Annotated in this window: 15 protein-coding genes; 11 read left to right on the top strand and 4 right to left on the bottom strand. The window is 63.6% G+C overall.

All coding sequences use genetic code 11. The features are described from left to right. Positions 1 to 58 precede the first annotated feature (58 nt). A complete protein-coding gene (locus tag AC0NIH_RS25945) occupies positions 59 to 214 on the bottom strand; it encodes a hypothetical protein (protein ID WP_287274980.1) in 156 nt (51 codons plus the stop codon). 417 nt (positions 215 to 631) lie between these two features. Here AC0NIH_RS25945 and cysS point away from each other — a divergent pair, with 417 nt between their 5' ends. From cysS to AC0NIH_RS25900, 9 genes are all read left to right on the top strand, one after another. Then, positions 632 to 2080 carry a cysteine--tRNA ligase gene (gene cysS, locus AC0NIH_RS25940; protein WP_473462448.1) on the top strand — a complete coding sequence of 483 codons (1449 nt, stop codon included), beginning with the start codon at positions 632 to 634 and terminating at the stop codon, positions 2078 to 2080. 280 nt (positions 2081 to 2360) lie between these two features. After that, positions 2361 to 2768: an endonuclease domain-containing protein gene (locus tag AC0NIH_RS25935; protein WP_473462445.1), complete on the top strand. Its 408-nt coding sequence runs from the start codon at positions 2361 to 2363 to the stop codon at positions 2766 to 2768. After that, positions 2765 to 3151 (top strand): VOC family protein, encoded by a 387-nt coding sequence (locus AC0NIH_RS25930; protein WP_023777853.1) that lies wholly within the window; start codon positions 2765 to 2767, stop codon positions 3149 to 3151. Before AC0NIH_RS25935 ends, AC0NIH_RS25930 begins: the two co-directional genes overlap by 4 nt. 6 nt (positions 3152 to 3157) lie before the next feature. Beyond that, positions 3158 to 3649, top strand: coding sequence for a GFA family protein (locus tag AC0NIH_RS25925; RefSeq protein ID WP_473462442.1), 492 nt, complete (start codon positions 3158 to 3160; stop codon positions 3647 to 3649). Further along, a complete protein-coding gene (locus tag AC0NIH_RS25920) occupies positions 3646 to 4122 on the top strand; it encodes a GFA family protein (RefSeq protein ID WP_023777851.1) in 477 nt (158 codons plus the stop codon). The genes AC0NIH_RS25925 and AC0NIH_RS25920 overlap by 4 nt, the downstream gene beginning before the upstream one ends. Continuing rightward, entirely contained in the window at positions 4119 to 5069 is a 951-nt protein-coding gene (pip, locus tag AC0NIH_RS25915) for a prolyl aminopeptidase (RefSeq protein ID WP_473462439.1), read from the top strand. Before AC0NIH_RS25920 ends, pip begins: the two co-directional genes overlap by 4 nt. Continuing rightward, positions 5066 to 6688, top strand: a complete 1623-nt coding sequence (gene cimA / locus AC0NIH_RS25910; protein WP_473462436.1) for a citramalate synthase — start codon at positions 5066 to 5068, stop codon at positions 6686 to 6688. The genes pip and cimA overlap by 4 nt, the downstream gene beginning before the upstream one ends. 83 nt (positions 6689 to 6771) lie before the next feature. Continuing rightward, entirely contained in the window at positions 6772 to 7689 is a 918-nt protein-coding gene (gene rarD, locus AC0NIH_RS25905) for an EamA family transporter RarD (RefSeq protein WP_473462433.1), read from the top strand. Between the two features lie 9 nt (positions 7690 to 7698). Further along, positions 7699 to 8385 carry a glutathione S-transferase family protein gene (locus AC0NIH_RS25900; RefSeq protein ID WP_473462430.1) on the top strand — a complete coding sequence of 229 codons (687 nt, stop codon included), beginning with the start codon at positions 7699 to 7701 and terminating at the stop codon, positions 8383 to 8385. Between the two features lie 15 nt (positions 8386 to 8400). Here the strand turns inward: AC0NIH_RS25900 and AC0NIH_RS25895 are convergent, their stop codons facing one another. Both AC0NIH_RS25895 and AC0NIH_RS25890 read right to left on the bottom strand, forming a co-directional pair. Continuing rightward, entirely contained in the window at positions 8401 to 9396 is a 996-nt protein-coding gene (locus AC0NIH_RS25895; RefSeq protein WP_473462428.1) for a transporter, read from the bottom strand. Positions 9397 to 9577: 181 nt separating this feature from the next. Next, positions 9578 to 9868, bottom strand: a complete 291-nt coding sequence (locus AC0NIH_RS25890) for a muconolactone Delta-isomerase family protein (RefSeq protein WP_140576364.1) — start codon at positions 9866 to 9868, stop codon at positions 9578 to 9580. Positions 9869 to 9977: 109 nt separating this feature from the next. Between AC0NIH_RS25890 and AC0NIH_RS25885 the strand changes: the two genes are divergently transcribed. Next, positions 9978 to 10868, top strand: a complete 891-nt coding sequence (locus tag AC0NIH_RS25885) for a LysR substrate-binding domain-containing protein (RefSeq protein WP_473462425.1) — start codon at positions 9978 to 9980, stop codon at positions 10866 to 10868. A 56-nt stretch (positions 10869 to 10924) separates the two neighbouring features. Here the strand turns inward: AC0NIH_RS25885 and AC0NIH_RS25880 are convergent, their stop codons facing one another. After that, positions 10925 to 11536, bottom strand: a complete 612-nt coding sequence (locus AC0NIH_RS25880) for an LOG family protein (RefSeq protein WP_287274955.1) — start codon at positions 11534 to 11536, stop codon at positions 10925 to 10927. Between the two features lie 159 nt (positions 11537 to 11695). Between AC0NIH_RS25880 and AC0NIH_RS25875 the strand changes: the two genes are divergently transcribed. Next, complete coding sequence (locus AC0NIH_RS25875) at positions 11696 to 13165, top strand: LysM peptidoglycan-binding domain-containing protein (RefSeq protein WP_473462423.1); 1470 nt, start codon at positions 11696 to 11698, stop codon at positions 13163 to 13165. Positions 13166 to 13171 lie beyond the last annotated feature (6 nt).

Below are 13171 nucleotides of genomic sequence, written 5' to 3'. Positions count from 1 at the left end.
TTTCGAGACACCTGTTCGCGTCCCCGATCGCAGGCGGTTGCGGCGGACGCGTACCGCTTCAGGCGGCGCGGGGCGATACGATCTTCTGCGCCGGCTTTTTCTTCTTAGCGGTGTGAAGAAGGGCGGCGACGATCGCGGCCGGACCGATTGCGCGATAGTGGCTGGCCAGCGTTGGTTGCTTGGCGCGGTTGGCGTCTTGCTTGCTTCGAGGCATCTTTCTCTTCCCTGGTAACGTCTTCGTGTCTGCGTTTGATGGTTGATTCCGACCAAATCGTGACGCTTGGTGATCTAGCCGGCGAATGTTTCATGACTGTGCCGACATGTTTAATAAAATGTTTCACTGCCTGATTCCGCGTGATCGAGCGACGCGCTTACCTGTCTTTATGACGTTTTTCCTGGGAACAGCGACTTGACGGCAACACTGGCCAAGGCGATAAAGCCGCCCATGAAAACGTCTTTCGCCATTTGTGGCATTTGCATTATTGGCTAGCCTCGCGCTGGTCCGGACGTTTTCGCCTCATCTTCCCCTAGATTGGACAAACGCCCCGGCCAGCAGGCTGGAGCCTGATTTGCGCCTCGGCGCGGGGCCGGCTCCATCCAGACAAAAAGTTCGGAACCGGGAAGGCATGGAATGTCTGACGCATCGAAGGGCCTGCGCCTCTACAACACGCTGACGCGGACGAAGGCGGACTTCACGCCGATCGATGCGCTGAATGTGCGCATGTATGTCTGCGGCCCGACCGTCTACGATTTCGCCCATATCGGCAATGCCAGGCCGGTGATCGTTTTCGATGTGCTGTTTCGCTTGCTGCGCCATGTATACAGCGAAACGCATGTCACGTATGTGCGCAACATCACGGACGTCGACGACAAGATCAACGCGCGCGCGTTGCGCGATTTCGGCGACGAGATATCAGCCGGAAAGCTGTCGCTCAACGAAGCTATCCGGCGGGTGACCGAAAAGACCGCCGACCAGTTCCACAGCGATGTCGCCACGCTTGGCTGCCTGGAGCCGACCGTCGAACCGCGCGCCACCGAATTCGTCGAGCCTCGCGCCGACGGCAAGGCCGACATGATCAGCTTGATTCAAAGCCTGATCGAACGCGGCCATGCCTATGTCGCTGCAGGTGAAGTTCTGTTCGACACGGCGTCGATGCCCGACTACGGCCAGTTGTCGAAGCGCAATCTCGACGAGCAGCAGGCTGGTGCCCGCATCGCCGTCGACGCGCACAAGAAGAACCCTGGCGATTTCGTGCTGTGGAAACTGTCGTCGGCGGAAGAGCCGGGTTGGAAGAGCCCGTGGGGCAGGGGCAGGCCAGGCTGGCACATCGAATGCTCGGCGATGTCGGCGGCTTATCTCGGCGAAGTCTTCGACATCCATGGCGGCGGCCTCGACCTGATCTTCCCGCACCATGAGAACGAGATCGCCCAGTCGCGCTGCGCCCACGGCACCGATGTCATGGCCAATGTCTGGATGCACAACGGCTTCCTGCAGGTCGAAGGGCAGAAGATGTCGAAGAGCCTCGGCAATTTCTACTCGATCCACGAACTGCTGGAGACCGAGACCTTTGGCGGCCGCAGCTGGCCGGGCGAGGTTCTGCGGCTGGCGATGCTGATGACGCACTACCGCGAGCCGATCGACTTTTCGGTGCGCAAGCTGGAGGAAGCGGAGAACACGTTGCGCAAATGGAAACGCGCGGCCGATCTGGCGCCGGCGGCGGGACAATTGCCGGCTAAGGTCGTGGAAACCCTCTCCGACGACCTGGCCACCTACGCCGCATTCCAGCAATTGACCCAGCTTGCCGGCGAGGCTAGCGAAGTCGAAGGCCATGGCGGGAACGCCGCCGCCGCTTCGCTGAAGGCCGCACTTCTCTTCCTCGGCTTCGACATCGGCGCGGCCAGGGTCGACGAGGCCGAGATCGCGAGATTGATCGCCAGGCGCCTGGAATTGATCGCCGCCAAGAACTGGGCCGAAGCCGACCGCATCCGCGACGACCTTTTGGCGCAAGGTGTGCAGCTGAAGGACGGCAAGGATCCGGTCACCGGCGAACGTGTGACGACGTGGGAGGTGAAGCGGTGAGGGCGGCGCCAAGCGCCTTTGCAAGGTTGGCGGAGGCGCTGGCGACAGCCGATCTCCCCCCTTGCGGGGGAGATGTCCGGCAGGACAGAGGGGGGTGTGAAGGATCGCCAGCGTTTCCGGCTAGCAACTCTCGCTTCAACCATTCCTTGAGAAGGCATTGGTCTCCAACTGATAGGGTGGCGGGACAGCACCCCCCTCTGTCCTGCCGGACATCTCCCCCGCAAGGGGGGAGATTGCTTATCATCGGCGATTTCGCCAATCTTCAGCGTAGGGGTGATTGATGGGGCACGACCTCGTTCCGCCACGACAGCGCAAGAATGCGAAATCCATGCGGCGCGCCATGACCGATGCCGAGCTGAAGCTTTGGAACGAGTTGCGCGCCCACCGACTGATGGGAATGAGCTTTCGCCGGCAAGTACCGATCGGCCCTTACATTGTTGATTTCGCTTGCTCGGCCTGTCGCCTCGTTGTTGAGGTCGATGGCAGCCAGCATGCAGATGCCGAACATCTGCGGCATGACGAGGCGCGAAGCGCCTATTTGAAAGCCAGCGGCTGGACCATCCTCCGCTTCTGGAACGATGACGTCATTCGCGATATCGACAATGTGTGCCAGCACATCGTCGTCGAGGCCGGCCTGGGCAATGCCGCGATACCGGCGGGCGAAGCAGCAAGGGAGGCTGTTCCATGATCGATCATCTCGGCATCACCGTTGCCGATTTCGATGTTTCGAAGGCTTTCTACGACAAGGCGATGGCGCCGCTTGGTGCGTCGTTGCTCTATATGGTGCCGCTGGAATACACCGGCGGCGCCAAGGTCGGCGGCTATGGCCGCGACCGGCCGGTGTTCTGGTTGAGTACCGGCAAGAACAAGCCGAGAGACCACCAGCACGTTGCCTTCACCGCGCGCAGCCGTGCCGAGGTCGATGCCTTCCATGCGGCGGCCCTTGCCGCCGGCGGCAAGGACAATGGCGGGCCTGGTCTGCGCCCGCACTATCATCCGAGCTACTATGGCGCCTTCGTCTTCGATCCCGACGGCAACAATGTCGAGGCGGTTTGCCATGACCCGGAGTGAGCAACGATGAGCCTCGACAACCGGCCGGTCTACACAGGCGGCTGCCAGTGCGGCGCGGTGCGCTTCCGCGTCGAGGGCGCGCTTGGCGATGCCTCGGTCTGCCACTGCCGCATGTGCCAGAAGGCGTTCGGCTCGTTCTACGCACCGTTGGTATCCGTGCGCGGCGCCAAGCTCGACTGGACGCGCGGCGAGCCGAAATATTTCCGCTCGTCCAGCCATGTCGATCGAGGGTTTTGCGCCAATTGCGGGACGCCGCTGACCTTTACCGCGCCTGATGGTGTCGGCCTCGCCATCGGTGCGTTCGACAATCCGGCGGAGATCGTGCCGTCGATCCAGTGGGGCACCGAGGCAAAACTGCCCTATGTCGACACCATCCCGAAACTGCCGGGCGACGAGACGATGGCCGATATATCATCGGCTCCGTATCTCGCCGATCTCGTCTCATATCAGCACCCGGACCACGATACGGAACAGTGGCCGCCAAAGGAAAAGTCATGACCGATCAGGTTCGAACCGGCGGCTGCCAATGCGGCGCCGTGCGCTTTCGCATCAAGGGCGCGCTCGGGCGCCCGTCCATCTGCCACTGCCGCATGTGCCAGAAGCAGTTCGGCTCCTTCTTCGGCGCTTTGGTGACCGTGCCGAAGGACGGCGTCGAATGGACTCATGAGGAACCGAGCTATTTCCAGTCGTCGGTCAATATCGATCGCGGCTTCTGCGCCCGCTGCGGCACACCGCTGACCTACCGCCAGCCCGGCGGCCTCGAAATCGCCATCGGCGCCTTCGACGACCGCTCGGATCTGGCGCCGCAGATCCAGGTCAATTACGCCGCGCGGCTGCCCTGGGTGGAGACGATCTTCGACCAGCCCATTCACCAGGATCCAGACTTCTACGCCAGGCAGGAGCAGATCATCTCCTTCCAGCATCCCGATCACGAAACGGCCAACTGGCCGCAACAGGGCCTGAAACTATGAGCTTGCGTACCCTCTATCCGGAAATCGAACCATTCGACTCGGGCATCCTCGATGTCGGCGACGGTCATCAGGCCTATTGGGAACGCTCCGGCACCAAGGGCGCCAAGCCGGCGGTGTTCCTGCATGGCGGACCCGGCGGCACCATTTCGTCGAAGCACCGGCGGCTGTTCGACCCCAAACTCTACGACGTCATCCTGTTCGACCAGCGCGGCTGCGGAAAATCGACGCCGAACGCCTCGCTGGAAGCCAACACGACCTGGCATCTGGTTGCCGACATCGAGCGCCTGCGCGAAATGGCGGGCTTCGACAAATGGCTGGTGTTCGGTGGCTCCTGGGGCTCGACGCTGGCGCTCGCCTATGCCGAGACCCACCCCGATCGCGTCAGCGAGCTGGTGGTGCGTGGCATCTACACGCTGACCCGCGCCGAACTCGAATGGTACTACCAGTTCGGTGTCTCCGAGATGTTTCCCGACAAGTGGGAACGCTTCCTGGCGCCGATTCCCGAAGCCGAACGCGGCGACATGATGGCGGCCTACCGTAAAAGGCTGGTTGGCACAGACCGCAAGGCGCAAATCGAGGCCGCCCGCGCCTGGAGCCTATGGGAGGGCGAGACGATCACGCTGCTGCCGGAGCCGGAGACCAGCGGGCCATTTGGCGAGGACGACTACGCCGTCGCGTTCGCCCGCATCGAGAACCACTATTTCGTCCATGCCGGCTGGCTGGAGGAGGGGCAGCTTCTGCGCGACGCGCACAAGCTCAAGGACATCCCCGGCACCATCGTCCATGGCCGCTACGACATGCCGTGTCCGGCGCGCTACGCCTGGGCGCTGCACAAGGCCTGGCCGAAGGCGGATTTCCACCTGATCGAGGGTGCCGGCCATGCCTATTCGGAGCCGGGCATCCTTGACCAACTGATCCGGGCGACGGACAAGTTTGCAGGCAAATGACCATGACCCGCGAGCGCCTCTATCTCTTCGACACCACACTGCGCGATGGCCAGCAGACGCCGGGCATCGACTTTTCGGTCGAGGACAAGATCGCCATCGCAAGGCTGCTCGATGAATTCGGCTTCGACTATGTCGAGGGCGGCTATCCCGGCGCCAATCCGACCGACACCGCATTCTTTCAGCAGAAGCGCACGGCGAAGGCCAAATTTGTCGCCTTCGGCATGACCAAGCGGGCAGGCGTCTCGGCTTCCAACGATCCCGGCCTTGCCGCCCTTGTGCAATCGAAGTCGGACGCCATCTGCTTCGTCGCCAAGAGCTGGGATTACCATGTCCGTGTCGCGCTCGGCTGCACCAACGAGGAAAACCTCGATGCCATCAAGGCCTCGGTCGAGGCATCAGTCGCTTCGGGCAAGGAAGCGATGGTCGACTGCGAGCATTTCTTCGATGGCTTCAAGGCCAACCCGGACTATGCGCTGGCCTGCGCCAGGACGGCATACGACGCCGGCGCGCGCTGGGTGGTGTTGTGCGACACCAATGGCGGCACGCAGCCATCGGAAGTGCGCGCCATCGTCGAGAACGTGATCGCCTCCGGCATCCCCGGCGACCATCTCGGCATCCATGCCCATGACGATACCGGCCAGGCCGTGGCGAATTCCCTTGCCGCCGTCCAGGCCGGCGTGCGCCAGATCCAGGGCACGCTGAACGGCATCGGCGAGCGCTGCGGCAACGCCAATCTGGTGTCGATCGTGCCGACGCTGGCGCTGAAGCCGGCTTTCGCCGATCGCTTCGAGACCGGCGTTTCGGCGGAAGCACTGACCGGCATCTCCAGGCTCTCGCGCGCCTTCGACGAACTCCTGAACCGTGCGCCTGAAGCGCAGGCGCCCTATGTCGGCGCCTCGGCCTTCGCCACCAAGGCCGGCATCCACGCCTCGGCGCTGGCCAAGGAGCCGGCGACCTATGAGCACGTGCCGCCGGAAACGGTCGGCAACCGCCGCCGCGTCATGGTTTCCGACCAGGGCGGCAAGGCGAATTTCCTCGCCGAGCTGAAGCGGCGTGGCATCAATGTGCCCAGGGACGATCACCGGCTCGACGCGCTGATTGCCGTGGTCAAGGAGCGCGAGGCCGAAGGCTATGCCTATGAGGGCGCCGACGCCTCCTTCGAACTGCTGGCCCGCAAGATGCTGCATGGCCTGCCGGAATTCTTCAACGTCACCTCGTTTCGCTGCATGGTCGAGCGGCGCTTCGACGCCAACGGCCAGTTGAAGACGGTGTCCGAAGCGATCGTGAAAGTGCTGGTCGACGGCGAAGAGAAGATGTCGGTGGCCGAAGGACATGGCCCGGTCAACGCGCTCGACATCGCGTTGCGCAAGGATCTTGGCAAATACCAAAGCGAGATCGTCGATCTCGAACTCGCCGATTTCAAGGTGCGTATCCTCAATGGCGGCACCGAGGCCATCACCCGGGTTCTGATCGAATCGCATGACGGCACCGGCGCGCGCTGGTGGACTGTCGGGGTTTCCGAAAACATCATCGACGCGTCCTTCCAGGCGCTGATGGATTCGATCGTCTACAAACTGATGAAGAACCGGGAGATGGCGGGCCTGGTTGCGGCCGAGTAAGTTTGAACCATCAGCGAAAGTCCGTTGATCCATCACAACTTTGCGATGGTCTTGCGGAGGTGACTGCGCCATAGCGTTGGCCCATGGCCACTGAAGTAATTGCACTCGACGCGGATTCGAAGGCCCGGCGCGGTTTCCTGTTGGCGCTGGGTGCTTACCTCTTGTGGGGGTTGCTGCCGTTTTACATGAAGGCAGTGGCGCATCTGCCGCTCGCCGAGGTGATTGCGCACCGCATCGTCTGGTCGGTGCCAATCGCCGCTGCGGTTCTCATCTGGGCCGGCCGCACGGCGGACTTCAAGGCGGCATTGCGCTCTCCACGCACCATTTCCATGGCCGCGCTGACGGCGGCGCTGATCTCGGTCAACTGGGGCATCTATGTCTGGGCGATCGCCGTCGACCGCACCGTCGAGACCGCGCTTGGCTATTACGTCAACCCGCTGGTCAGTGTGGTCGTCGGCGCGCTGCTGCTTGGCGAACGGCTCGACCGCTTGCAGATCGCGGCGGTTGTGCTAGCGGCGGTTGCCGTGGCGGTGCTGACGATCGAGGGCGGCAAGCTGCCCTGGGTGTCGCTGGCGCTGGCGTTTTCCTTCGCCGCCTACGGCTTCTTCCGCAAGACGCTGCCGATCGGGCCAAGCCAGGGCTTTCTGCTCGAAGTGCTTTTGCTATCGGTGCCGGCGCTTGGCTACATCGTTTACCTGATCGCGACCGGACAGGATCACATCGTGTCCAGCAACAGCACCGACACGGCGTTGCTGATCGGCTGCGGCCCGGTCACATCGGTGCCGCTGTTGCTGTTTGCCTTCGGCGCCAAGCTGTTGCGGCTCTCCACCATCGGCATCATGCAGTATATCGCGCCGACCATGGTGTTCCTGATCGCTGTGCTGATCTTCGATGAACCGTTCGGCACCATCCAGGCGCTAGCCTTCGCGCTGATCTGGACGGCACTGGCGATCTATTCCTGGTCGATGCTGACATCGGCACGCAAGGCCTCCGCCCGATAGGGAGTTTCGATGTACCAGTTGCACATCGCCAACAAGAACTATTCCTCATGGTCGCTACGGCCATGGATCTTGATGCGAGCGCTGGACATTCCATTCGAGGAGCGGCTGATGCCGTTTCCGACCGGATCGAGCTGGAGCCTTTACCGATCGTTCTCGCCGAACGGGCGGGTGCCTTGCCTGATCGACGATGGCTGGGCGGTCTGGGATTCGCTTGCCATTGTCGAATATCTGGCCGAGCGGCATCACGGTGTCTGGCCTGTCGAGGCCAAAGCGCGTGCCTGGGCGCGTTCGGCCGCCGCCGAAATGCATTCGAGTTTCACAGCTTTGCGCGGCGCATGCCCGATGAGTTGCGGCGTGCGCGTCGAACAGTTTCCGATGTCCGATGCGTTGAAGCAGGATCTCTTCCGCCTCGGCGACCTCTGGAACGATGGCCTTGCCCGTTTTGGCGGGCCGTTTCTCGCCGGCGCGCATTTCACCGCCGCCGACGCCTTCTTCGCCCCGGTGGCGTTCCGGGCCCAATCCTACGGGCTCTCTTTCGAGGGCGCGGCTTCCGGCTATCCGGCGCAATTGCTGGCCCTGCCGGCGATGCGCGAATGGTACGCCGCGGGCCTCGCCGAGACTTGGCGTGAGCCGGATCATGAAGCGGAAGTCCGTGCCGCCGGCACCATTATCGAGGATCTTCGCGCCTTGGCGTGAAACCGCGGGCTGCCGTTACAATCCCCGGCCAAGCCGCCTGACGAACAGATAGGTGGCCGCCGCGATAACCAATGACACCGCCGTCACCACCCAGAAGCCTATTGGTGTATCGACGAGCGGCAGCCCGCCGACATTCATGCCGAACAGGCCCGAGATGATGGTCATCGGCAGCAGCACCGCTGTCATCACGGAGAGAACATAAAGCAACTGGTTCGACTGCATGGTCAGCTTGGCCATCAGCTCGTCCTGCAGCAGCCTCGTGCGCGCCTGCAACTGCTCGCCGTCATTGTAGAGCGTGAAGGCGCGGTGCGAGAGCCTGGCAGCCATGTCGTTGATCAGGTCGGGCAGCTCGTCGCGATGCGAATGGTCGAGATGCCGGAACAGGTTGGTCAGCGTCGCCATCTGCCGATGGATCACCACCAGCTGCCGGCGCGCCTCGACCAGCGCCTGGCGCTCATTGTGCCATGCGTCGCGCACCACGCGGTCCTCGATGCCGTCGAGCGTGTCGCCGAGCTTGCCGAGTTCTGCCGCCATGCCGTCGAGCGACTGGCCCATCACCGCCTCGATCAGCTCCGCCGGCGAGCGGAATTTCCGCGATCCGTTCTCCACCGCCTTGCGGACCGCGTCGACCGACTCCAGCGGCTGCTTGCGGGCGCCGATCAGCATCGTGTCGTTGAAGGCAAAGCGGAAATGGACGAGCCCGCGTGCTTCCGAAAAATCGTGCCTGAGATCGGGCAGGTCGCCAAAGAGCCAGTTGTCCTCGTAGTCGATATGGCAGCCATGGCTGGGCGCGAGGAAGGCATCGCGGGCCGGCGCCGGCAGCGCCTTTTCGGCGCCGATCTCCTGGCGGGCGTGCAGGTCGGTGATCTGATAGCTACGCCAGGTCCACTGCGCTTGCGCAGGATCCTTGGTCCGCAGGCCACTGGCGGTGAAATGATAGATAAAGAACAGCCCGTGCTCGTCGGGCAGATAGGGCGACAGGTCGGTGCCTTCGGGGAGGGCGACATCCATTGGGCGCAGTGCCAGATACGAGTTGCAAGGCGGCGCCGCGCAGCGGCACCTGACCGGGATTTCTAGCACGCACGAACCCGCTTCCGTGTGACGGTTTCTTGACAGCCGATCACAGAGTGTCGAGCAGGCGGCAATGCGGTGGCGGCGCCTTTCGCCATCACCGCATTGCAATTGCGGCGGTTCAGCGCTTCGGCCCGAACCCGGGATAGGGGTTGAGCGGTACGATTGCCGCGACGTCCATCATGCCGGCCTTGACCAATGGCAGAGTGCCGAGATGGCCGCGCACTTCGGCGTCGTCGGTCGCCTCGAACATCATGCCGCTGCCGGGAATATCGCCGCGGTTCCAGACCTGGCGCACCGCGCCTTCGGCGTAGAGCGTGCGCCGCTGCTCGGCCTCGCCGGGCAAAAGCGGTGCGAAGTCGGCATCGCTGAACTTGGCGGTGTTGCGGGTGAGAAGGGCAAAGAACTGCATGTCGGTCTCCTTGGTTGGGATGGCCGAGTATCGCTTTTGGCTGTTCAGACTGTCCAAGACTGAATAGGCTAAAGTTGAGACCTTCTAGGACTTGAAGCTTCGGAGAAAAATGTTCGACCTGCGCCAGATCAGATATTTCGTCACCGTTGCGGAAACCGGCAATGTCGGCCGCGCCGCCGAAATCCTGCATATTTCACAATCGCCGCTCAGCCGGCAGATCATGCAGCTCGAGGCGCAACTGGGCGTCGCCCTGTTCGAACGCGCAAAGCAGCGCGTCCACCTCAATGCCGAGGGCCGCGCCTTCCTCACCGAGGCCCACGCGCTGCTCGCCGATGCGCGGCGGGTGGAGGAGTTCGGCCGCAACCTTGCCAGCGGCGCGGTCGGCCGTCTCGCCATCGGCTATGTCGAGGGCGCGGTGCATGCCGGGCTGGTCGCCGACATGCTCAGGCAGTTCCGCCGCGAGCGGCCGGATTTCCATCTTCAACTCAGGAGCCGGCGCACGGCCGCGCAGTTCGATGATTTGCGGCAGCGTGTGCTCGATCTCGGCTTCGTCTACGCTCCGGCCCCGGCCGACGATCCGGACATCGACAGCATGCTGGTGCGGCGCGAGCCGCTGGTGCTGGCTATCCCCGAGGATGATCCGCTTGTCGCGCTAGCCGACATCGGGCCGCGGCATCTCGACGGCCGCACCTGGATCACCGTGGTGCGCCAGCCCGACGACACCAATCGCGGCCAGTTCCTCGCCGCTTGTGCAAAGGCCGGCTTTCTGCCCGACATCGCCTATGAGACAGCCGATCCGCTGACCTCGCTCGGCCTGGTCAGCGCCGGCCTCGGCCTGGCGACGGTTCAGTCCAGCCTGCGTGCCGCCGCACCGCCGCGGGTGGTGTTTCGCGATTTGCCATGGTTCGAACGCACGGTGTCGATCCATCTGGCCTGGCAGCGGCATGACCGGCGGGCGGTGATTGCGGATTTGAGGAAGGCAGTAGGCAGTAGGCAGTAGGCAGTAGGCAGTAGGCAGTAGGCAGTATCTTTCCCTATTCCCTTACTCCCCTAATCTCACATCTTATCGATCACCGACTGCACGCCCTCGGTCGGGGCGTCGACGGAGGAGCCTGCCACCATGATGGCGGCGACGATGGCCTCGGGGTCGTTGACGACCAGCGGCTTGACCCTTTGCGCGGTGTGAATGAAGCCTTCCGCCGCCATGTGATCAAGCAACGTCAGCATCGGATCCCAGAAGCCACCGACATTGCCGAAGACGATCGGCTTGCGATGATGGCCGAGTTGCGCCCAGGTCATGACCTCGACGATCTCCTCGACAGTACCGATACCGCCCGGCAGCGCCACAAAGGCGTCGGATTTCTCGAACATCTTATGTTTGCGCTCGTGCATATTGTCGGTGATTACCAGCTCGTCGAGCCGGTCAAGCGCGGTTTCGGTCGCTTCCCTGTTGATCAGGAAGCGCGGAATGATGCCCGTTACCTTGCCGCCGGCCTTGAGCGCGCCTTCGGCGACAGCGCCCATGATACCTTTGGTGCCGCCGCCATAAATCAGCCTGAGGCCGGAGCGTGCAAGCGAGCGCCCGAGCAGGTGACCGGCCTTGGCATAGGTTTCATCACGGCCCGGAGACGAGCCGCAATAGACGCAGACGGATCGAATCGTATTCATGGCGACGATTGGTGATTGGGTCTGAAAGCGGGGTCAAGCCCCAAGGGTAATAAGGCCGGGCTTTTTCTTGTCGGCCCCTTTTTCTTGTCGGCCCCTTTTTCTTGTCGGCTTTGGGAAAACACGCTAGACCGGCGTTAGGTGGCTAAGGGGTAGGGAAATATGGCAATTAATCCACTGAAGGCGTTCCTGTTCGCGGCGGGTGGGACCGTCGCGGCTGCGGGAACCGCCTATGTATCGGGTGCACTCGACCCGTATCTTCATCCAACGCCACCGGCGCAGGTAGCGGCCTTGACGCCGCCCGAGGCGAAACCGGCGGATCCCGGCACGGAAGGGCGGTTGCCAGCACCGGCGGTGCCGGCCGCTCCCGCCGCGGCACCGCAGGCGACGGCTCCGGCAGCGGATGCATCGGCGCCGGCAGCGCCCGCGGCGGCAGGTCCGATCGCGCCGACATTCGACGTCGTGCGCGTCGAGGGCAACGGTTCGATCGTGGTTGCCGGCAATGCGGCGCCCAATTCGAAGGTCGAGATCCTGAGCGGCACCACCGTGCTTGGTTCGACGGTGGCGGGTCCCGATGGAGCCTTTGTCATCGTGCTCGACGATCCGCTGAAGCCGGGCGACTATACGATTGCCCTGCGTTCGACGGTCGGTACCGTGGTGACCGCCTCGGTGCAGACCGCCGTCGTTTCGGTTCCCAAGGATGCCGCCGGCCAGGTGCTGGCGATGGTCGAGGAGCCGGGCAAGCCGGCCGAACTGCTGACAGTCCCGGCGCCCGAAACCAAACCGGCCGCACCGGCCACCGGCGACCAGGCTGCCGCGCCGGCTGCACCAGCGCCGGCTCCGGCCGCTGAAGCGCCGGCGGCTGTTGCTCCGGCGCCGGCAACATCGCCCGCCGCAGCCGCGGCTGAGCCCAAGATTGTTGTTGAAGCGGTCGAGATCGATGGCAGCAAGATCTTTGTCGCCGGCCTTGCCGATCCGGGCCGCAAGGTGCGCGCCTACGCCAATGACATTTTGCTCGGCGACGCCCAGACATCGCGCGACGGTCATTTCCTCGTCGAAGCGACCCGCGACATTCCGGTCGGCAGCTACACCATCCATGTCGATGGCCTTGATGCCGATGGCGTGAAGGTGGTCACCCGCGCCGCTGTTCCGTTCGAACGCGAGCCGGGTGACACGGTTGCCGCCGTGGCGCCCGCCCAGACCAAGCCAGCAGCGACGAAGCCAGCAGAGACCAAGCCTGCCGCCCCGGCCTCTGCCGCCGAAGCGCCAGCCGTTGCCGCCGCTCCGGCTGAGTCGGCACCAGCGGCGCCCGCCGCCGAGGCTCCGGCCATCGCGGCGGCAGCCACGCCGCCGAGCGACGTGCCCGAGGTCGTGGCACCCAAGCTCGAACACGCCGACAGCGCCGTCATCATCCGCCGCAACGACACGCTCTGGCGGATTTCGCGGCGCGTATACGGCCACGGGGTGCGCTATTCGACCATCTATCTCGCCAACCAGGACCAGATCAGGAATCCCGACCGCATCTGGCCGGGGCAGGTGTTCATGGTTCCGGAAAAGTCGAAGGAAGGCGAAGCCGCCGACCTCAAGGCAATGGGCGAGCAGGCGACGACGGCGCCGACCAAGACGCAGTAGAAGCCC

The sequence above is a fragment of the Mesorhizobium sp. WSM1386 genome (assembly GCF_055901595.1).
This window is presented reverse-complemented; position numbering and strand designations above follow the sequence as displayed.